Annotated in this window: 21 protein-coding genes; 5 read left to right on the top strand and 16 right to left on the bottom strand. The window is 56.9% G+C overall.

The features are described 5' to 3' along the window. Positions 1–209 precede the first annotated feature (209 nt). From F2P67_RS22210 to F2P67_RS22220, 3 genes are all read right to left on the bottom strand, one after another. Positions 210–1,604 carry an undecaprenyl-phosphate glucose phosphotransferase gene (locus F2P67_RS22210; protein ID WP_166223739.1) on the bottom strand — a complete coding sequence of 465 codons (1,395 nt, stop codon included), beginning with the start codon at positions 1,602–1,604 and terminating at the stop codon, positions 210–212. Positions 1,605–1,993: 389 nt separating this feature from the next. Continuing rightward, a complete protein-coding gene (locus F2P67_RS22215) occupies positions 1,994–2,653 on the bottom strand; it encodes a winged helix-turn-helix domain-containing protein (protein ID WP_166223741.1) in 660 nt (219 codons plus the stop codon). A gap of 271 nt (positions 2,654–2,924) precedes the next feature. Further along, the gene (locus tag F2P67_RS22220) at positions 2,925–3,665 is read right to left on the bottom strand and encodes a winged helix-turn-helix domain-containing protein (RefSeq protein WP_166223743.1); all 741 of its coding nucleotides are present in this window, start codon (positions 3,663–3,665) and stop codon (positions 2,925–2,927) included. A 505-nt stretch (positions 3,666–4,170) separates the two neighbouring features. Here F2P67_RS22220 and F2P67_RS22225 point away from each other — a divergent pair. Continuing rightward, entirely contained in the window at positions 4,171–5,004 is an 834-nt protein-coding gene (locus tag F2P67_RS22225) for an undecaprenyl-diphosphate phosphatase (protein WP_166223744.1), read from the top strand. On the opposite strand, the gene F2P67_RS27825 is transcribed toward F2P67_RS22225, so the two are convergent. The 5 genes from F2P67_RS27825 to F2P67_RS22250 form a co-directional block, all read right to left on the bottom strand. Beyond that, entirely contained in the window at positions 5,005–5,244 is a 240-nt protein-coding gene (locus F2P67_RS27825) for a DUF2388 domain-containing protein (protein ID WP_246226537.1), read from the bottom strand. Positions 5,245–5,460: 216 nt separating this feature from the next. Next, entirely contained in the window at positions 5,461–6,447 is a 987-nt protein-coding gene (dusA, locus tag F2P67_RS22235; RefSeq protein WP_166223748.1) for a tRNA dihydrouridine(20/20a) synthase DusA, read from the bottom strand. Between the two features lie 259 nt (positions 6,448–6,706). Continuing rightward, positions 6,707–7,087, bottom strand: a complete 381-nt coding sequence (locus F2P67_RS22240; RefSeq protein ID WP_166223750.1) for a DUF7079 family protein — start codon at positions 7,085–7,087, stop codon at positions 6,707–6,709. Then, entirely contained in the window at positions 7,072–7,854 is a 783-nt protein-coding gene (locus F2P67_RS22245; protein ID WP_166223752.1) for a hypothetical protein, read from the bottom strand. The genes F2P67_RS22240 and F2P67_RS22245 overlap by 16 nt, the downstream gene beginning before the upstream one ends. A gap of 9 nt (positions 7,855–7,863) precedes the next feature. After that, positions 7,864–8,409, bottom strand: coding sequence for a PAAR domain-containing protein (locus tag F2P67_RS22250; protein ID WP_166223754.1), 546 nt, complete (start codon positions 8,407–8,409; stop codon positions 7,864–7,866). Positions 8,410–8,870: 461 nt separating this feature from the next. Between F2P67_RS22250 and F2P67_RS22255 the strand changes: the two genes are divergently transcribed. Beyond that, a complete protein-coding gene (locus F2P67_RS22255; RefSeq protein ID WP_166223756.1) occupies positions 8,871–9,233 on the top strand; it encodes a DUF6124 family protein in 363 nt (120 codons plus the stop codon). Positions 9,234–9,278: 45 nt separating this feature from the next. On the opposite strand, the gene F2P67_RS22260 is transcribed toward F2P67_RS22255, so the two are convergent. Both F2P67_RS22260 and pseH read right to left on the bottom strand, forming a co-directional pair. Further along, the gene (locus tag F2P67_RS22260; RefSeq protein ID WP_166223758.1) at positions 9,279–9,647 is read right to left on the bottom strand and encodes a DUF7079 family protein; all 369 of its coding nucleotides are present in this window, start codon (positions 9,645–9,647) and stop codon (positions 9,279–9,281) included. An 18-nt stretch (positions 9,648–9,665) separates the two neighbouring features. Continuing rightward, a complete protein-coding gene (gene pseH / locus F2P67_RS22265) occupies positions 9,666–10,217 on the bottom strand; it encodes a UDP-4-amino-4,6-dideoxy-N-acetyl-beta-L-altrosamine N-acetyltransferase (protein ID WP_166223760.1) in 552 nt (183 codons plus the stop codon). Positions 10,218–10,353: 136 nt separating this feature from the next. Between pseH and F2P67_RS22270 the strand changes: the two genes are divergently transcribed. Next, positions 10,354–10,566, top strand: coding sequence for a hypothetical protein (locus F2P67_RS22270; protein WP_166223762.1), 213 nt, complete (start codon positions 10,354–10,356; stop codon positions 10,564–10,566). A gap of 128 nt (positions 10,567–10,694) precedes the next feature. On the opposite strand, the gene F2P67_RS22275 is transcribed toward F2P67_RS22270, so the two are convergent. The 6 genes from F2P67_RS22275 to F2P67_RS22300 form a co-directional block, all read right to left on the bottom strand. Next, a complete protein-coding gene (locus F2P67_RS22275) occupies positions 10,695–11,486 on the bottom strand; it encodes a transporter substrate-binding domain-containing protein (RefSeq protein WP_178120948.1) in 792 nt (263 codons plus the stop codon). A gap of 59 nt (positions 11,487–11,545) precedes the next feature. Next, complete coding sequence (gene copD, locus F2P67_RS22280) at positions 11,546–12,409, bottom strand: copper homeostasis membrane protein CopD (protein WP_166223767.1); 864 nt, start codon at positions 12,407–12,409, stop codon at positions 11,546–11,548. Positions 12,410–12,412: 3 nt separating this feature from the next. Next, positions 12,413–12,787 carry a copper homeostasis periplasmic binding protein CopC gene (gene copC, locus F2P67_RS22285; protein ID WP_166223770.1) on the bottom strand — a complete coding sequence of 125 codons (375 nt, stop codon included), beginning with the start codon at positions 12,785–12,787 and terminating at the stop codon, positions 12,413–12,415. A 31-nt stretch (positions 12,788–12,818) separates the two neighbouring features. After that, entirely contained in the window at positions 12,819–13,688 is an 870-nt protein-coding gene (locus F2P67_RS22290; protein WP_166223773.1) for a copper resistance protein B, read from the bottom strand. Positions 13,689–13,699: 11 nt separating this feature from the next. Next, positions 13,700–15,397, bottom strand: a complete 1,698-nt coding sequence (locus tag F2P67_RS22295; RefSeq protein ID WP_166223776.1) for a copper resistance system multicopper oxidase — start codon at positions 15,395–15,397, stop codon at positions 13,700–13,702. Between the two features lie 102 nt (positions 15,398–15,499). Next, positions 15,500–15,970 carry a hypothetical protein gene (locus tag F2P67_RS22300; protein WP_166223779.1) on the bottom strand — a complete coding sequence of 157 codons (471 nt, stop codon included), beginning with the start codon at positions 15,968–15,970 and terminating at the stop codon, positions 15,500–15,502. A gap of 166 nt (positions 15,971–16,136) precedes the next feature. Between F2P67_RS22300 and F2P67_RS22305 the strand changes: the two genes are divergently transcribed. Together F2P67_RS22305 and F2P67_RS22310 are read left to right on the top strand one after the other, a co-directional pair. Then, positions 16,137–16,802 (top strand): ribonuclease T2, encoded by a 666-nt coding sequence (locus tag F2P67_RS22305; RefSeq protein WP_166223782.1) that lies wholly within the window; start codon positions 16,137–16,139, stop codon positions 16,800–16,802. 295 nt (positions 16,803–17,097) lie between these two features. After that, positions 17,098–18,669 carry a sensor domain-containing diguanylate cyclase gene (locus tag F2P67_RS22310; protein ID WP_166223785.1) on the top strand — a complete coding sequence of 524 codons (1,572 nt, stop codon included), beginning with the start codon at positions 17,098–17,100 and terminating at the stop codon, positions 18,667–18,669. Positions 18,670–18,687 lie beyond the last annotated feature (18 nt).

Here is an 18,687-nt window from a genome sequence, read left to right on the forward strand (position 1 = left end):
GAAGACGAGGGTACATTCAATGTTGATGTTGACTGGCCTGACGCATTCGTGAGCAAGTCCACTCCCACACGGGTTCTGTGTCGAATCCGAAATCCCGGGCACCTTTAATCCCCGGTGTAGGCGGTGGCTCGGACGCGTTTCATGCCAGGCCTGAATCACAGGCACGAAAAAGGGGACTTTCGTCCCCTTGCGGTGTGCAGCTTTGAACCTCAGTAAATGTCCTTCGACAGCAGCGTGAACGGTGTCTTCACGAGGATCTTCAGGTCCAGCCACAGCGACCAGCTGTTGATGTACTGCAGGTCGATCTCCACACGTTTCTGCATCTTGTCGATGGTGTCCGTCTCACCCCGGCAGCCGCTGATCTGGGCCAGGCCGGTGATCCCCGGTTTAATCCGGTGACGCGCCATGTACGCGAGGATTTTGCCCGAGTAGTAGTTGTTGTGCGCGACGGCGTGCGGACGCGGGCCGACCAGCGCCATGTGGCCTTGCAGCACGTTGAACAACTGCGGCAGTTCGTCCAGCGAAGTGCGGCGGATGAAGCGGCCGACGGCGGTGATGCGCGAGTCATTGCGGCTTGCCTGTTTCACTTCGCGGTCATCGTGAACACGCATCGAGCGGAACTTCCAGACCTTGATCACCTTGCCATTCCAGCCGTGGCGATCCTGCTTGAAAAACACCGGCCCCGGCGAGTTGATCTTCACCGCCAGCGCGATGAACAGCAGCACCGGACTCAAGGCAATGATTGCCAGCAGCGCAACGGTTTTCTCCACCAGACTCTTGCTCAGGGCAGCGGTCGGGCGACTGGTCAGCGGGCTTTCGTTGAGGTAGATCGCCGGCAAACCGTCCACGACTTTCACCGAGTGATTCAGCAGCGTCAGGCTGTTCAGGTCCGGCACCCAGACCACGTCAACGTTGGCACCGAGCAGGTCGACATACATCGCTTCGATTTTCGCCGCTTCGCACAGCGGCAGCGTGATGTACAAACGGCGGATGCCGTGGGCTTCGATCAGCTCCAGCAACTCTTCCTGAGCACCGACAACGCGCGGTGCATCGGAGCCCAATGCGGGCAGGTCGCCGTTACTCACCAGGCCAATCAGCGGCAGGTTTTCAACCTGACTCAGCTTCCTTGCCAACCCCAGTGCCAGTTCACCGGTGCCGACGATCAGGGTCCGGTGTTCGCTTTTGCGTGAGCGCTGATAGAACTTCGAAAACGCGTGCAACGGTGCGTACAGCAATGCCTGACCGAGAAAGCCGTACACCGCCCAGCTGAGGATCACTTGACGGGAAAACAGCTCATCGGCCTGGCAGACAAACGCGATACACGCCAGCGCGGCCATGGTCATCGACCAGCCCACGAACAGGCGCCACAGCCCGGTCAGGTAGTTGTCACGTTTGCGGTAAACGCCACTGAACGTGTAAGCCGGCACCGAAGCCAGCACCGCCAGCGTGGCGCACATTCGGTAGTAGAACGCGACGGTTCCGGTGTGCTGTTCGGCCAGTATGAATAACAGAGCGACTACAAAGCCCTGCGCCAGCGCCCATTGGCCCCAAAAGGTCAGTCCCTTGAGGCCCGTGCTTCGATTAATACTAAGAGAAAGATCCATACGATATCCCCAAAAGACGTCCATTCAGGTTTCAACAGTTGAAAGCCGACTTGTTAAACAGACTTATTGTTTTTGTTGTAGCGAGTGTTCTGAGGTAACAACGTCGAGAGGTCGAACTGTCGTCAGTCAATAGACTAAGTTATTGCCTGGAATGGTGTCTGACGAGTTCTAACAAGATGGCACAGTGCCAACTTTTTAATATTTAAATAGAATCCTGTTAGAAAAGGTCGTGGAGCGAGGGGTGAATAAATGATGTTGTCTTTGTTACTGTAGGAAGGGTGGAGGCAGGGAGCTTTAAATCATCAGGGAGGTGAACCAGACAGAAGTGCTCTTGTTGTTTTTGTAATCGCACTGTTATCTGTTGGTTGGGATCGGAAGTGTCTCCGTGGTTACGCGACGATTTCCTGGATCAGGCAATAACCGCGGTTTCTGACCGCGCGAAACAGACGCTCACCGTTGCTGGCGTTTTTGAATTTGTCCTGCAGGCGACTCAGGCACATTTCCAGACCGCGATACTGTTCCGGCTCTCGGCCGATGCTCAGGATCAATTCGTCACGACTGACGACGCGCTCTTCGTGAGTGAGCATTTTCCTGACCAGCGCTGTTTCCAGGCCAGTCAGACTGATTTCGACGCCGTCCTTGAGCAGTGCGCCCTGATCATTGTCGAGGTGCCAGGTTTCATTGCAAGGCGCATCGCCTTCAATCACCGGTGGCAAATTGGCGCTTTCGCCGTTTTTCGTCGGAACACTCTGGAAGGGATTGACCGATTGTGCCGCAAGCCATTCTGACTCGAGCGTTGCCAATATGCGCTGAGTGTCATGTTCGATTGTGCGGGCTACGTTTTTCCGGGCGCCGCTTGGGTATGTGAACTCCATCAACACGGGAGCGGAAGAGGGCGAAGTAGCACCTTCAATAAACATTTGTGCCTGAGACGTGCCGAACGAATTGAATCGCTCGCTGGACAAAATGCTCTCCAGTTCACGCTGCGAGGTTGTACTGTGAGTCACGACCACAAAATATTTTCTTGGGAGGGTTGTACTAGTTTCCATGTCTCTCTCCTAAATACGCACCAAATTTGGCTAAAAGATAAATCGGCAGGCGAGCAATAACTTCCTTGGAAGTAATCGACAGGCAGGGTCTGGGCCCTAATATGGCCCTCGATAAGTTCCACTCGATCTGCTGCTATGTTGTTAGGTTTATTGTTATGTTGACGCGCTCATTCAATCGCTTTGTTATTGGCAGGCGTGAAGTACAGCTGGAGTTATATGGTTGCATCAGACGATCCTTCGTTCGTATGCAAAAGGGATGGCTGCCCGAGAGTCAGGCAGTCGATATCAGACCCCGCATCAGGCGATAGCCATAGCCGCGGATACTCTGAATCGCGTTTGTACCATACATGTCCTTGATTTTTCCACGCAAGCGACTGATCGATTTTTCCAGTGCCCGTGGGTCGTAGAAATTGGTATTGAGCCCCATGATGCTGGCGATTTCATCATGGCTGAGAATGTGATTGCCGGTGTGCGCAAACGCTTCGAGGATCTTCATTTCGGCGAATGAAATGTCCAGTTTGCGGCTGTTGTCCATCAGGCAGATGCGTGTCGGGTCGAGGGTGAGATTGATATCCCGTTGCCACTCTTCACTGTTGAAGAACTCGGCCAGCAACTCTTCGCTATCGTCTGAAAGGGTGTTGAGCTTGATACAAACATCTGCCCCGGCGAGGTAATACTTGATCTTGTTGAAGGCGCCGCGACCGGTGATGACCGCACAGATGATCGGCTTCAAGTTGTCATTGCGCAGGCTTTCCACCAGCGCCAGATTGTCTTCAAGGGCTTGCGGGCTGTCGATGACGAGAAAGATGGCTCGATATGAACCAAAGTGTTCATCTGCCGTGAATGAACTAGTGTAGGAACTGGCCTCGAGTGCCATATCAGTCCGTACATGTCTGGCGATCAGCGTTCTAAAATGCTCAGCCACGCCGTGGGTACGACCCAGAGTGAGAACGCCGGGTTCGTCGTTTGTCGGGCGCGGACTTTTAATCGCCAAGTTCCCTGAGAGCATCATGCATTGACTCGAATTAGTGCTGACATCGGGATGTTAAAGCACCGGTTCTCATCTGTGACTGACAATTGGTAACATTTACGCGGAATTTAGACGTGGCTCTCGAGATTTCTAACAATAATTAAGCTTTTCAGGCTTTTAGTTGATTTTCCCGGGGCTGTGAACTAGTGCTTAGATGGTGGCGATATGCAATGGTGCCACTATTTTGAATCTATTGCGATGGCTTTGTCCATGTCCTTTTGCCACTGTATGGCCATCTGGCGGAATGTGAGATTGATCACACTTTATTTGCACAGCAAACTTTTTTCTACTAAATGCCTAAATATTTCTCGAGCAGTTCGTCGGCCGACGATTATTAACATGGCTTGAGTGTGTCTTTTGATAAGACATATTCTGCCGGCGCCGAGTCAGGCAATGGGTATTTGTATGCCGATTGTTTTACTTCAGATACTCAATTCCTGAGTGCAGTTAACCGGTCGCTCGCCAAGAGCGCTCTGATGGAGGATTAATGGATTTCTGGACCCTTTTCCAAGTGTTGATATTAGGTGCGGTAGAAGGCCTGACCGAGTTTCTGCCGATCTCGAGTACCGGTCACCAGATCATCGTTGCCGACTTGCTGGAGTTCGGCGGCGAACGCGCCATGGCGTTCAACATCATTATTCAACTGGGGGCCATTCTTGCCGTTGTCTGGGAGTTTCGACCGAAGATCGTCGAGATCGTCAAAGGCCTGCCGACCGAGCGTAATGCTCAGCGTTTCACCCTCAACTTGCTGATCGCTTTTCTTCCCGCCGTGGTGCTGGGTGTGTTGTTTGCTGACGCGATTCACCACTATCTGTTTAACCCGATCACCGTCGCTGTTGCACTCGTCGTCGGCGGCATCGTCATGCTGTGGGCCGAACAGCGCAGCCATGTGGTGAGCGTCGAGCATGTTGATGACATGCGCTGGTCTGACGCACTCAAGGTCGGTTTCGTACAGTGCCTGGCGATGATTCCCGGTACATCGCGCTCCGGCTCGACCATTATCGGCGGCCTGCTGTTCGGCCTGTCGCGCAAAGCCGCCACCGAGTTCTCGTTCTTTCTGGCCATGCCGACCATGGTCGGTGCGGCCGTGTACTCGGGCTACAAATACCGCGACCTGTTCCAGCACAGCGACCTGCCGGTCTTCGCCCTGGGCTTCGTCACCGCATTTATCTTCGCGATGATCGCGGTGCGCGGTTTGCTCAAGTTTATCGCCAACCACAGCTACGCCGCGTTCGCTTGGTATCGGATCGCGTTTGGCTTGTTGATTCTGGCGACCTGGGCTTTTGGCTGGGTCAACTGGACCGCTGCAGCGGCAGCCTGATCAGTGACTGCTGATCAAAGCAGCGACGGCGAGGTCACTCAATTGCGAGTCCAGCGAACCCTGACGAAACCGCTGCAACGCCGAGGTGAAATACGCGGCTTGCAGCATGCCGTCGCTGGCGAGGAAATATCGTGCTGCTTCGATTTCCTCTACCGAATACACACGTTTTTTCAGGCCCGACATGTCCGACAACCCATCGACCGTGATCATCGTCGTCGTGAAAATCAGAAAACCGGCCATCTGGGTAGATTCAAAAGGGCCGTCTTCCCCATCACTGCACCCTTTCAAAAAATCGCAGGATGCGCAGGCGTTGGTACAGAGAGTCGAGAGTAAAGCGAGGAGGGTGAATCGCTTGAAGAAAACACAGCTGAACGCGGGCATAAACACAAGACATCCTGTCGGTACAACAACACTTCGGGCAACGCTCATTGGTTGCCCACACATGCAATGCGTCGATCAACGACCCGTCAACAACTCCGCCGCCTGATCCAGCAACGCCAACGGATCCTTGGCCTTGTGAATATCCACCGACAACAACTGCCGAAACTTACGCGCCCCCGGGAACCCGGTGCCCAGGCCCAGCACATGGCGAGTGATGTGATGCATCGCGCCACCGGCCAGCAAATGCTCGGCAATATAAGGCCGCAACTGCGCCAGCGCCTCGGCCCGGCTGATCACCGGCGCCGAACTGCCGAACAACTGCTGATCCACCTCCGCCAGCAAATACGGATTGTGATAAGCCTCACGCCCCAGCATCACACCGTCGAACGTCTGCAAATGTTCATGGCAAGCTTCCATCGTCTTGATCCCGCCATTCAGAACAATCTCCAACTCCGGAAAATCCGCCTTCAACCGCGCCGCCACGTCATACCGCAACGGCGGAATGTCGCGATTCTCCTTCGGCGACAACCCCTCCAGAATCGCAATCCGCGCATGCACGGTAAAACTGGTGCACCCGGCATCCCGCACCGTACCGACGAAATCACACAACTCCTCATAACTGTCCCGCCCATTGATCCCGATCCGATGCTTCACCGTCACCGGAATCGACACCGCATCACGCATCGCCTTCACACAATCCGCCACCAACTGCGGATGCCCCATCAGGCAAGCCCCGATCATATTGTTCTGCACACGATCGCTTGGGCAGCCAACGTTGAGGTTCACTTCGTCGTAACCGTGCTCCTGAGCCATGCGTGCGCAAGCGGCCAGGTCCAGCGGAACGCTACCGCCGAGCTGCAAGGCGAGAGGGTGCTCGGCTTCGTTGTGACGGAGGAAACGCTCGTGATCGCCATTGAGCAGAGCGCCGGTGGTGACCATCTCGGTGTAGAGCAGGGCGTTCTTCGACAGGATGCGTAGGAAGTACCGGCAGTGACGGTCAGTCCAATCCATCATCGGGGCGACGGAGAAGCGGCGGGAGAGTGGGGCGGGTTTTAAAGGCATTGAGAGAATCTGGATCAGAGGGGCGAAGGTGGGAGAGTTTATCAGGATTGGGATAGGACGGAGGTTTACGAGTCGGCATTACGAGCTCTGGCTTGCGGATGAGGCCAGACGAATCGACTGAATATTGTGGTCTGGCCCCTATTTGCACTCTTCATTGAGTGGTTGTTAGTTTGTTGGTAACAGAACTATCAGGGACTAAGAAGGATGGTGTTTTTTGTAAGCTGAACAGCCAACTAAGTTATGATGAGCATCTGTATTCTTATGATTTTTTTGCTATTTTTTCGTCAAGGCTTTTCAAGATCTCCTTCCATATATATTTATAACTGTAGCGAAGCCAAAGGACCTTCAAATTGTCAAAAACTCGACGTATCCTGTTTTTTTGACGAGCTTGCAGTTCTTTTTCAATCTCGTCCAGCAACCACTCATCCTTGAATCCCGTCCAAATTGGCGGCGCAGGCGTCTCAAGATTGCCAAAACACACGGGAGCCACTTCTGAATATAGTATGTCTTCAACAATTTTCAGATCGTAGGATTTAATTCGCTCTGCGATGTAAGCATAGTCGACTTCGTTGTCAACAAAGGCTTCAGCCAATGCTATCTGGATCTTGGCCTTATCTTCCGGAGTTAAAATACTTCCCAATGGGAAAGCTCCTCTAATTCTTCGTCAAAAGTATCTGCAACTACGCTTCCGGCAATGCCACCAGCCATGCTACCTATCAAAACCACAGCTACAGCGCATGCTGGTGCTGCTGGGCCGCAAATTGCGCTAACTCCCAGGCCCGCAAGGAAGCCACCCGCGGCGCCCGCGCCGAGAATTGTTGCTTGTCGCGCGGTTTCTTTTACTTTGTTGTCGGCGTTCAGTATTTCGTAGGTCGCAAGGGCGGCTGTCATGATGATCCCAACCTTGCCCATGACGGTCATGATTTTTGTACCGGCTGTAAATTTAGCGTTGTCTCGGCCTGATCCCTCAAGGGCTTTATAAAGAATTTCTTTTTGCTGAGTCTTTGAAAGTTGGTTGTAATTTTTGTTGAAGCCGGTTCGAGATTTTTCATCAAGAATATCTGCGTGCGTTTTTCCGCCTTTTTTCTTTTTCTCGGCAACGGCAACGCCTTGGGCGGAGGTGAACTTACGATGTTCAAACATTATTTTGTTGCGCATTTCGTTGCTGAATTTTGTACCGTCTTCAACGGTGATATTGCCAGCTCTAACGTCTGCCAATACCTGCTGTGCCATTCGTTTGATATTGCGCTGGTAGCTGGCGCGGACGCGTTCGTCTTTGATCGCGTCGATCGAAAAGCGCGTGGCAGCGCCTTCCATGCCCGCGATTGCCATTTCAAGTGGAGACTGGCTTAGGGTGTGCTCACTCTTGACAACATAAGAGCCGGTTACGAGGTACGGTTCAGTCATGAGAAGTCCTTATCCCAAGATATCTTTAAGCAGTGCATCAATGCTTGATGTCGTGCAGGTGTTTTCGTGCTCTGCGAATTCGAGCGTATGGCACATTTTGCCGGTTGGGTTGGCAAATCGAACTGTGTTATTTGAGTCGAAGGATCCAGTCATTGATGACCCGTCATCAAAGTGCGCGGTGCATGTGAACCCTTGATAGCTCTCAGAAGCCGGGATCTTAAAGGCGATCCAGTTCCCATGAATAATCATCGGCGTCGGTGGCGTAAACGGCGCAGGTGTATGTGAGTCGCCGATGATCACCGTTCCCGATCCTCCGATCACGACGTCTCCATGTGATCCGACTGTGCCAATCAGCGCGGCGTTTTTGCCGTTGATGAATACGGTGCCGGATACGGCGGAGGCTAGTGCGCTGCCGCAGGTGCAGGTGTCGCCCATTCTGGCGGCGGCAAGCTTGTCGAAGAACACGTCGGGGGATCCGGAGGCAATGGCTTTGGGGCCGTGTCCGGGCATGGGGCAACTGGTGGGGTCGGTGAGGCGTGCGGCGGGCTTTGCCATGTGTGACTTCCTGTCAACGGATTAGCTGGCACCGACTGTATCAGACTTGCTTTTGTGAGTGTCTGACGGCGAAGTGTTCGGTGCCTCTCATCAATCTAAACGGCGAAATCTGTGCGTGTTTAAGCGAAGCTCTCTGATACGCCTTTGGCCCTACACAACCTTGCGCCATCCCCTACACCTAAGACAGAATCCGCCGGCTTGTGCGTCTAGCTCGCGGGTTCTATCGTCCCTAGGTCACTGAAAACCAGTGACCGGGTTTGGTAGCCCGTCTCCGTCAGAAGCACAAGGCTACTGTCTTGCGAGGGCGTTTTTTGTCTTCGTTTTATGGTGGTCATGCGCGGGGCGTCTTCGGATGCGCCGGGGTTCCTGACGACCGGTCTACCAACCTGCGTATGGCCTCCACCCTTCGTTTGGTAGCGAGAGTGATGGCTCCTTTTCGTTAACCCGTCAGGAGTTACACCATGTTCAAGCCAACACCGAATCCGCCGGAAACCGATCCGGCATCCCCGTACCAATCCCCCAATTCCAAAAAACTCAACGAAGCCGCCGAGCGCGCGCTTGATCACTATCTGTTGCCCGCCAGCCACATCATGTCCAGCGTCAATGAGCCCGAGCGCATGTACTTCGCCAATCCGAAGTACGACTCCGAATCCCTATTGGCTAACGCTAGCGAAACCCTGAGTTCCGCCTCCGAGATGCTCAGTAATTTCGCCGCGACGCTCGAGCCCTCGCACCGCAAGACCGCGCTGGGCATTGCGCAGGTGGTGATGTTGGGGGAGTTGGCGGTGAATCAGGCGTTGGATAACGTCGAAGTGAAGGCGTAAATCGTAGCTTTCTGTGGCGGCGGGTTGCCGTTGCCATGGAGGGCATCAATCCGATTGTTTTAGGTGCGCTGAAAGCTCTTCCCACGCATCCCCATAGTTAAACCGCAACCAAGCGGTGTGCATTCGGTGAAGCTGCCGCCGCCTCCAGCTGTTTTTCTTCGCCAGCAACATGTCTTCGATGTCCTGATTCAACTCATCGGCGTTGAACCCTGTCCAGATCGGTGGCAGTGGGCCGGCGAGGTTCCAGGCGCAGACGACGGCGACTTCCGAGTAAAGGATGTCTTTGATCTGTTCCGGGTCGTAGCCCTGGACTTGGCTGGCGATGTAGGGGTAATCCACGGCGGTGTCGACAAAGATCCACGACAGGGCGTCGCGGATTTTGTAGAGCTCGGCGGGACTCAGTTCACGTCGCAAATTCGAGCGCTCCGCGCGCTAAGCGTTAGTCAGCCGTTCGATGACAGGGGCCAGTGCCGGGCGCTTGTCCTGCCATTCAGCCTTGGTAATTCCCAGCAGAACCACGTCTATCCGAACGCCATCCTTCACCACGTTTTGCCGCCGAACACCTTCCACCTCAAACCCGAATTTCTGGTGCATCTTCACCACCGCCGAATTCACCGCCAACACTTCGCAATTCAGCTTCTCCAATCCCGCCACGTCAAACGCATAATCGAGCATCCAGAACTCGACCACGCTGCCCAGCCCTTTACCTTGCAATCTGACGTCCAGATAAAACGCCCAGTCCGCGGTTTTGTGCAGTTCGTTGATTGCATTCAACGAAACAACCCCAACCGCTTGTTCATCCTTGACCACCACAAACACTTGCTGCCGTGAATTGCCCTGTAGAGAGGCCAGCCAGTTCGCATGTTCCTGCTCGGTGATTTCATGGGAGGTGTACATGAATTTGCGCACGTCTTGCTGATTGCGAAGTGTGCGCACATGGGCGCGGATGGCGGGGCTGGCGTCGGTGAGGGGAAGGAATTGCATGGGGCTGTCCTTGTCGGGCGAATTGTCGATTCTGAACGCGGGCTGTCGTTCGGCAAAGTTTCATGTTGCGACGTGCGTTGCGGGCCTAGGATGCTGACACAAGTTCGCCGTTTTTCATCCTGAGGGGAATCGTGCCATGAGCGCCAATGTCGTCAAAGTGCTGTTGATTGCTGCAACGGTATCGGTCTTGAGCGCCTGTTCGGGCGCCGGTGGGTTGACGACGACCAGTTGTTTTTCCAGCGATTGCCAGTCGCCGCAGGGGCGCAATGCCAATACGTTGAAGTTTGGTGGCAACAGTATCGGCAGCAGTCTCAATCAGTACAGTTCTGGCATGTTGCATGACGATTGATGGCTGATACCTGCGGGGAGGGGGCTAGCCAAAAGGCCCACTGACCGGCTCTTAGCGAAGAGCCGGGACTGCTGCGCAGTCCATGGGGATGAATCCCCTCACCACAGGTTTTATGTCAGGCAGGATTGTTACTGTGCGGCAGGTACGGCAATCCATTCGCTCAGGGTTTTCTGATATTTCCCGGTGACCTTGCTCAGGTGCAGCCACTGATCGACGTAAAGTTTCCAGCTGATGTCATCCCGCGGCAGTAAATAAGCCTTCTCCCCATACTGCATGTACTGATGCGGATTCACCGCGCACAAACCGGGTTTGAGTTTCTGTTGGTAGAGGGCTTCGGAGGCGTCGGTGATCATCACGTCAGCCTTGTTGTCGAGCAGTTGCTGGAAGATCGTCACGTTGTCGTGCAGGGCCAGTTGCGCCTTGGGCAGGAAGGCGTGGACGAAGGCTTCGTTGGTGCCGCCGGCGGGTTCGACCAGGCGCACGTGGGGTTGGTTGATCTGTTCAATCGTTTGGTATTTGGACTGATCGGCGCAACGCACCAGCGGGATCTTGCCGTCGGTGTCGAGGGTGTTGCTGAAGAAGGCCTTTTTCTGCCGCTCCAGCGTCACCGAGATGCCGCCCATGCCGATGTCGCATTTGCCGGCCTGCATGTCCGGCATCAGGGTTTTCCAGGTGGTCTGCACCCATTCGACCTTGACGCCGAGGCTGTCGGCCAGGGATTGCGCCATGGCGATGTCGATGCCTTCGAATCCGCCGTCCGGGCGTTTGAAGGTGTAGGGTTTGTAGTCGCCGGTGGTGCAGACGCGCAACTGGCCCTGTTGCTGAATGGTGTCGAGGTGCGAGGCCGGTTCTTGTGCCTGGGCGGCGCCGGCCATGGCCAGCAGGCCGCAGAAGATCATCGTGCTTTTTCGAATTGTCATGGAGATCGGGCTTGTGCAGTGGGAGTGCGGGCCAGTGTAGTGAATGCGTTTGCCGGGTGTCATCCCGGCTCCGGGCTCAACGTGCCCAGCCACGCCACCAGTGCCACGATCAACAGCGCAATCACCAGCTCCAATGCCACGCTGCGGCGCAAGGCGTTGGCCGCTACTTGATGCTGCCCGGCGCGCAACGATTGTTCGAGCAACGGCCCGAGGTGAAAGCGGTTCAACGCGGCCAGCACCAGCATGCCCCCGAACAACACAACCTTGATCGCCAGCAGAATCCCGTAGGTGCCGAGCAGGACTTCGCCCAGTGTCGGGCCGACGATGAACAGGTAATTCGCCACGCCGGTGACCAAGAGGATGAGCACAATCGCCGCGCCGACGCCTTCGAAGCGTTTGACGGAATCCGCCAGCGAGCGAATGCGCGCCTCGCTGCACAGTGCGTCGAGCCGCGACATCAAGATCAACGCGAGCATCGCGCCCAGCCAAGCACTCGCTGCGAGCAGGTGCAGGATGTCGCTGAGCAGATGCCACGCGTTATCCATCGCCCCGTGTCCGCTCCAGGCCAGGGAGGCGAGGGCGACGGCGCCGGCCATCGATGCCAGCCACAATCCCGGCCAGATCATCACGACGATCAGCGTAATCATCCGCACCGCCCACGCCAGCCCGACGTCGGTTTCCAGCACCATCATTTGCAGGTGCGGCCACAGCGCCGCGAATTCCGTTTCACCACTCATGGCACGGGTCATCAGCACCAGTCCCGCCACTGACAGCAGTGCCCCGATCAACGCCATTCCGCGCAGCATCGGCCGAAACCGCAGCACCGCGTCAACGTTGTACAGCCCAAACAACGCCAACCCGAACAACAGCAGCAAATCGACATACAACGCCAGACGCAGAATGATATTGATCAGTTCAGCCATCGCTCATTTCACTTTGAATGTGACGTTGCCGGTGATCGGATGCGTATCGGCAGACACCGCCCGCCATTGAACCTCGTAGGTGCCGGCAGGCAGAGGCGTGAGCGGGGTCAGGAGCATGGTTTTCGGATCGCTGCCGGCGCTGACTTTGGCCTTCATCGGCATCGGCGAGTGGGCCATCCCGGGCATTTCGGTCATCACCAGTTTTGCGCCGGAGAACTGGGTCAGAAGGTTTTCCGAAAAATGCAGTTCGATCTTGCCCGGTGCCGCGCCGTCCGCACCGTCAGTGGGTGTCGACGACAACAGTTTCGGGTGCGCCTGGGCGAGGCTGCTCAAGAGCAATCCGCTGGCGAGTACCAAGGTGATTTTCAATGTGCGCATGCAAGACCTCTGTGTTGTTTTTTAATGGAATTCAAAACCACAACCGCACACCGAGAACCAGCCGCGCCTCGCTGCGATCCTCACCTTCCTCACCCGCATAATCAGCAGTGTTGCCGTAAGTACGGTTCCACGTCACGCCGATGTACGGCGCAAATTCGCGGCGGATTTCGTAGCGCAGGCGCAGGCCTGCTTCGGTGTTGGATAGCCCCGCGCCGATGCCGCGTTGTGGATCGTTTTTGCCGTAGATATTCAGCTCAGCGGTCGGCTGCAGGATCAGGCGATTGGTCAGCAGAATGTCGTAGTCGCCTTCCAGTCGAACGGCGGATTGTCCGCCTTCACCAATAAACGCGGTGGCTTCGGCCTCGAAGTTGTACAGCGCCATGCCCTGCAAACCGAACGCTGCCCAGGTCTGTGGCGCGCCGGGTTTGAAATCCTGACGCACGCCGCTGACCACGTCCCACCACGGCGAAATGGCGTGGCCCCATAAGGCCTGAAGTTCGGCGTGTTCGGTCTGGCCGTTGCTGCGCTCACCCTCGGAACGCAGGAACAGGCGATCGATGTCGCCGCCAATCCAGCCGGACACATCCCAAGCCAACGCGCTGCCGTCATCGGCGTCCTGCCATTCGAGTTTTTCCGCGAGGAAGTAGCTGTTGATCGCGCTGTCATGTACCTGATGACCGCCGGGGCTGGTGAATACGGCGGCACGGTCGGCGTCGGTCAGAGCCGGGATCGGCGTGCGGCTTTCAGTCGGCGCGGCGGGCTGCATCATGCCGTCGTCCATGCTTTGCATTGTCGAGTGATCCATGCCGGGCATCTGGCTGTGATCCATGCCCTGCATGTCGTTGGCGGCGATGGCCGAGGTGCCGATGAGCAGCAAGGACAACGCGGTGTATCGAGTCATGATCGGCCCCTTCATTCTTCCACCCGCACTTCGCGGAACATGCCCATTTCCATGTGGTAGAGGAGATGGCAGTGATAGGCCCAGCGGCCCAGTGCGTCAGCGGTGACGCGATAGCTGCGACGGGTGCCGGGCGGCATGTCGATGGTGTGTTTGCGTACCTGGAAGTTGCCGTTTTCGTCTTCCAGATCGCTCCACATGCCGTGCAGGTGAATCGGGTGGGTCATCATCGTGTCGTTGACCAGCACCAGCCGGATGCGCTCGCCGTACTTCAACAGCAGCGGCTCGGCGTCGGAGAACTTGATGCCGTTGAACGACCAGGCGAATTTCTCCATGTGCCCGGTGAGATGCAGTTCGACGGTGCGGCTCGGGTCGCGGCCATCCGGGTCTTCGAAGGTGCTGCGCAGGTCGGCGTAGGTCAGCACGCGACGACCGTTGTTGCGCAGGCCCAGGCCGGGGTCGGCGAGTTTTGGCGCGGTGCTCATGGCTTGCATGTCCACCAGCGGATTGTTTTTTTCGCTGTCGGGATGGGATTGCATCGGGCCCATGGCCGAGTGGTCCATGGTGCTCATGTCCATCGAGCCGTGATCCATGCCGCCCATGCCCATGTCGTCCATCGTCACCAACGGGCGCGGACCAAGGGCCGGAACCGCAGCTGCCAGACCGGCGCGGGCGGCGAGGGTGCCGCGGGCGTAACCGGTGCGGTCCATGGCCTGGGCGAAGAGGGTGTAAACCTCGGCGTCCGGCTCGACGATCACGTCATAGGTTTCTGCCACGGCGATGCGCAGCTCATCGACGCTGACCGGTTTGACGTGCAAACCGTCGGCGGCGACCACAGTCATTTTCAGGCCGGGAATGCGCACGTCGAAGTAGGTCATGGCCGAGCCGTTGATCAGGCGCAGGCGCAGTTTTTCGCCGGGCCGGAACAGGCCGGTCCAATTGGAATCGGGCGCCTGGCCGTTCATAAGGAAGGTGTAGGTGGCGCCACTGACGTCGGCGATGTCGGTGGGGTTCATGTTCATTTGCGCCCACATCTTGCGGTCGGCGACCGTAGCGCCCCAGCCTTTGTCGCTGACATCATTGATGAAATCGCCGACGGTGCGTTTGTGGAAGTTGTAGTAGTCGGACTGTTTTTTCAGGGTGTTCATCATCCTGGCCGGGTCTTCGTCGCTCCAGTCGCTGAGCATCACCACGTAGTCGCGGTCGTACTGAAACGGCTCTGGTTCCCTGGCGTCGATCACCAGCGGCCCGTAGACGCCGGCCTGCTCCTGCAGGCCGGAGTGGCTGTGATACCAGTAAGTGCCGTTCTGCCGCACTTTGAATTGATAGACGTACACGCCGCCCGGTTCGATGCCGTGAAAGCTCAGGCCCGGCACGCCGTCCATGTTCGCCGGCAGCAGGATGCCGTGCCAGTGAATCGAGGTGCTGTCCTTGAGCCGGTTGCGCACCCGCAGCGTCACCGTGTCGCCTTCGCGCCAGCGCAACAGCGGGCCGGGCAGACTGCCGTTGATGGTCATTGCGGTACGCGGCGAGCCTGTGAAGTTGACCGGCGTTTCGCCGATCGACAGTTCGAACTCGCTGCCGCTGAGTTGGTTGACCTGACCGGGGCTGTTCAGTGCCCAGACCGGCGTGCGCCACAGGCCGAGGCCGCCGAGCAAACCACCGGCGGCAAGGCCTTTGACGAAGGTGCGTCGTGAAGTGTTGGAAGGCATGCGCTGCAAATCCCCGTTTGAACCATGACGGGGAGGCTAACCAGCGTCAGCTTTCAGTTGGCTGAGGTGGGGATTACAGTTTTGACAGTTTGAACGGTCGCGTCATAGACCAAGGCCTTCCTGCACGACCTGCAGCAGGTTGTTCTCGGTCAGCGCAATCGCATCCAGCTGTTGCCCGGTTTCAACGGTCTGCAACCACCAATGACTTTCGTGGTGTTCATCGACGGTGCGCAGCAGGTAAGTATTTCGGTCCGGCAGGGTGATCTGCACGCGTCCGGCGCCATCCTCGGTAAACCGTGCGATGGGATCAAATGTCAGGCTTCGGTTATTCGCTTCTATTACCAGTTGGTCGATGGCGTAATCGTGGGATTCACCGTCGGGTGACGTTTCGCAAACGTGTGTAGGATTGCGCCGAATTTTCAGGCCGACTTCGGTCACCGGTTGCAGCCAGGCCTCGATGCGGTGGTACAGGTCGTAGACCTGCGCCGGCCAGCAATCGATCTCCAGCGCGGCATCCGCATGGGTGTGCCGGGTTTGCTTGAGTTTGGCGGCGAGTTCGTCTGCTTTACTCATTTCGGATCCCTGTCTGTTGATGTCTGCCTGTTAATCGTAGACGTTTCAACGGGGTACGGTGTTGCCTTGCGTCATGCGTCTGCAACACAAGCATGTCCAAATCACGGCTGGCCAAGTCTGGTCAGGATCGAAAACCACGGACGCAGGCGTCCCAAGGAGCGGGTACATGAAAAAGCTGTTTACAATTTTCGCACTGATTGCGCTGACGGCCGGTAGCATTGGCTTGAGTTCGGCGCGTCAGTCGCACGCGAACAAAGTACAGGCGGAATCGGTGGCGGGGGTATTTGATTACTACCTGCTGACGTTGTCCTGGTCGCCGACTTTCTGCCTGACGCACAAAGATGATGTGCAGTGTTCCGGCAAGGGTTACGGCTTTGTCCTGCATGGCCTGTGGCCGCAATACGCCAACGGTGGCTGGCCAGAGTCGTGCCCGCCGCTGACCACGCTGTCGGCAGCGGAAACCAGCAAAGGCCTGACGCTGTTCCCGACGAAAAAACTGCTCGACCACGAATGGTCCAAGCACGGCACGTGCAGCGGCCTCGGCGCGATGGGGTATCTGGACGAAGCGGACAAAGCCGTCGCGGCGGTGAAAATTCCGCAGGAACTGCAACCGTTCAGCACGTCCTATTACTTCGAGGCGCAGGAAATCGCCGACCTGTTCCGCAAGGCCAATCCGGGGATTCCCGCCGACGGCATTGCCGTAATCTGCAGCGGCCCGGAACTGTCGGAAGTACGCGTGTGCATGGGCAAGGATCTGCAATTCGGCGCCTGTGGCAAGGGTGTGAAGACCCAGTGCCGCGCAGGGGACATTCGAGTGCCACCGTCACGCTGATGCGAGAGGTTTCCACGCATAAGAAAGGCGCCCGACCGGGTGCCTTTTTTTGTCTGAAGGTTTGAAGCTCCGGGCGCATCTACACAGTTCAATGCCGCGCCTGCCCCTTCACAACGGATTAACCGCAAAGAAGAAATCGAAAATAAATCTGCGAACAGCGATCATCCAAATGCGCTGCGCGCCGATACAACTGGGCGGGATCGTGGCGTTTGCCCCGAGTTTCGTGGTGGGCTACGCTCACAAAACATAAGGGTTTCGGGCTTTTGCCCTTGTCGTACCTGCCCAGGACACGCTTTTGCCAATCCCCATTCACGATCCGCATCAAGCCCCCGGTGGCACGCTCAAGCGCCTGCCGTTACGCAAAGCGGCGGTGTTGTTCATCGTAGCGGTGTGTCTGTGCCTGTTCGGTTTGCTTTATCTGCAACTGGAGCAGTCGCGGCGGCAGGATCTGGCCGTGGCGAAAATGGCCTCCAGCAACCTGACCCGGGCGATGGCGCAGCAGGCCGAAGACACCTTTCTGGCGGCCGATCTGGTGCTGACCAGCCTTGTCGACTGGATTGAAGACGATGGCTACGGCGCCGGGCAGAAAGCCCGTTTACAGAACACCTTTGCCCGGCGCGTGCAGCAACTGGATCAATTGCACGGCATGTTTCTGTTTGACCGCGACGGGCAATGGGTCATCACCTCGTTCCCCGACCTGCCGCGTGGCAACGGCGTGGCCGACCGCGAATACTTCAAGTTTCATCAGCAGAACGCCTCGACCCTGGCACATATCGGCCCGGCCATTCACAGCCGCGAGAATGGCGAATGGATCATCCCGATCTCGAAGCGCATCAATGACCGCGCCGGCAATTTCCAGGGCGTGCTGATGGCCGGGATCAAGATGTCGTACTTTGACCGCTTCTTCGAAAGCTTCAGCCTCGACGAAAAAGGCATCATGTTTCTCGGGCTGACCGACGGCACCTTGCTCGCCCGACGGCCGTTCGACGAGGGCCTGATCGGCTCTTCGCTGGCGCAGGGCAGGATTTATCAGAACTTGCTGCCCGAGGCCTCGGCCGGCACGGCGATGATCAATTCGGTGGTCGACGGCGTGGTGCGCTTGTACGGTTATCGGCAATTGGCCTCGTATCCGCTGGTGGTCGCGGCGGCGACCTCGCGGGACACGATTCTCAAGGGCTGGTACGAGCGGGCCTTTCAGTCCAGCGTGATCATTGCGTTGGTGATCCTCGGTGTCGGGTTGTTTGGCTGGGTGTTCATACATCAGGTGCGCGACGGCGAGCGCATCGAGAAAAACCTGCGCAAGGCGCAACGGGCGCTGGAGCAGATTGCGACCCACGACAGCCTCACCGGGCTGGCCAATCGGCGCTTGTTCGAGCGTTCACTGGAAATCGAATTCGCCCGGGGCGCGCGGCAGGTGAGCCCGGTCAGTCTGGTCATGCTCGATATCGACTTCTTCAAACGCTACAACGATGCCTATGGCCATGTGGCGGGGGATCAGTGCCTGACGCAAGTGGCGCAAGTGCTCAAGGCGTGTTGTCAGCGCAAGTCCGATCTGGCGGTGCGCTACGGGGGTGAGGAGTTTGCGGTGCTGTTGCCGGACACCGACATCAACGGCGCGCTGGCGATTGCCGGGCAGATTCGCCGCAGCGTGATCGACAAACACATCATCCACAGCGGCTCACCGACCGGGTATCTCACTGTGAGTCTTGGCTGTTATTCGTTTATTCCGAGCGGCAATGACAGCCCGGAACTGTTTATCCAGCGTGCGGATGCGGCGCTGTATCAGGCGAAAAATGCCGGGCGCAATCGTGCGGCGGTTTTCTCGCTCGAAGAAAGCATGGCCGAATTGCTGCGCTCCGACCGCTGAGCCGAAACCTTGTGGGAG

It is taken from the genome of Pseudomonas atagonensis (assembly GCF_011369485.1).
Classification (GTDB): domain Bacteria; phylum Pseudomonadota; class Gammaproteobacteria; order Pseudomonadales; family Pseudomonadaceae; genus Aquipseudomonas; species Aquipseudomonas atagonensis.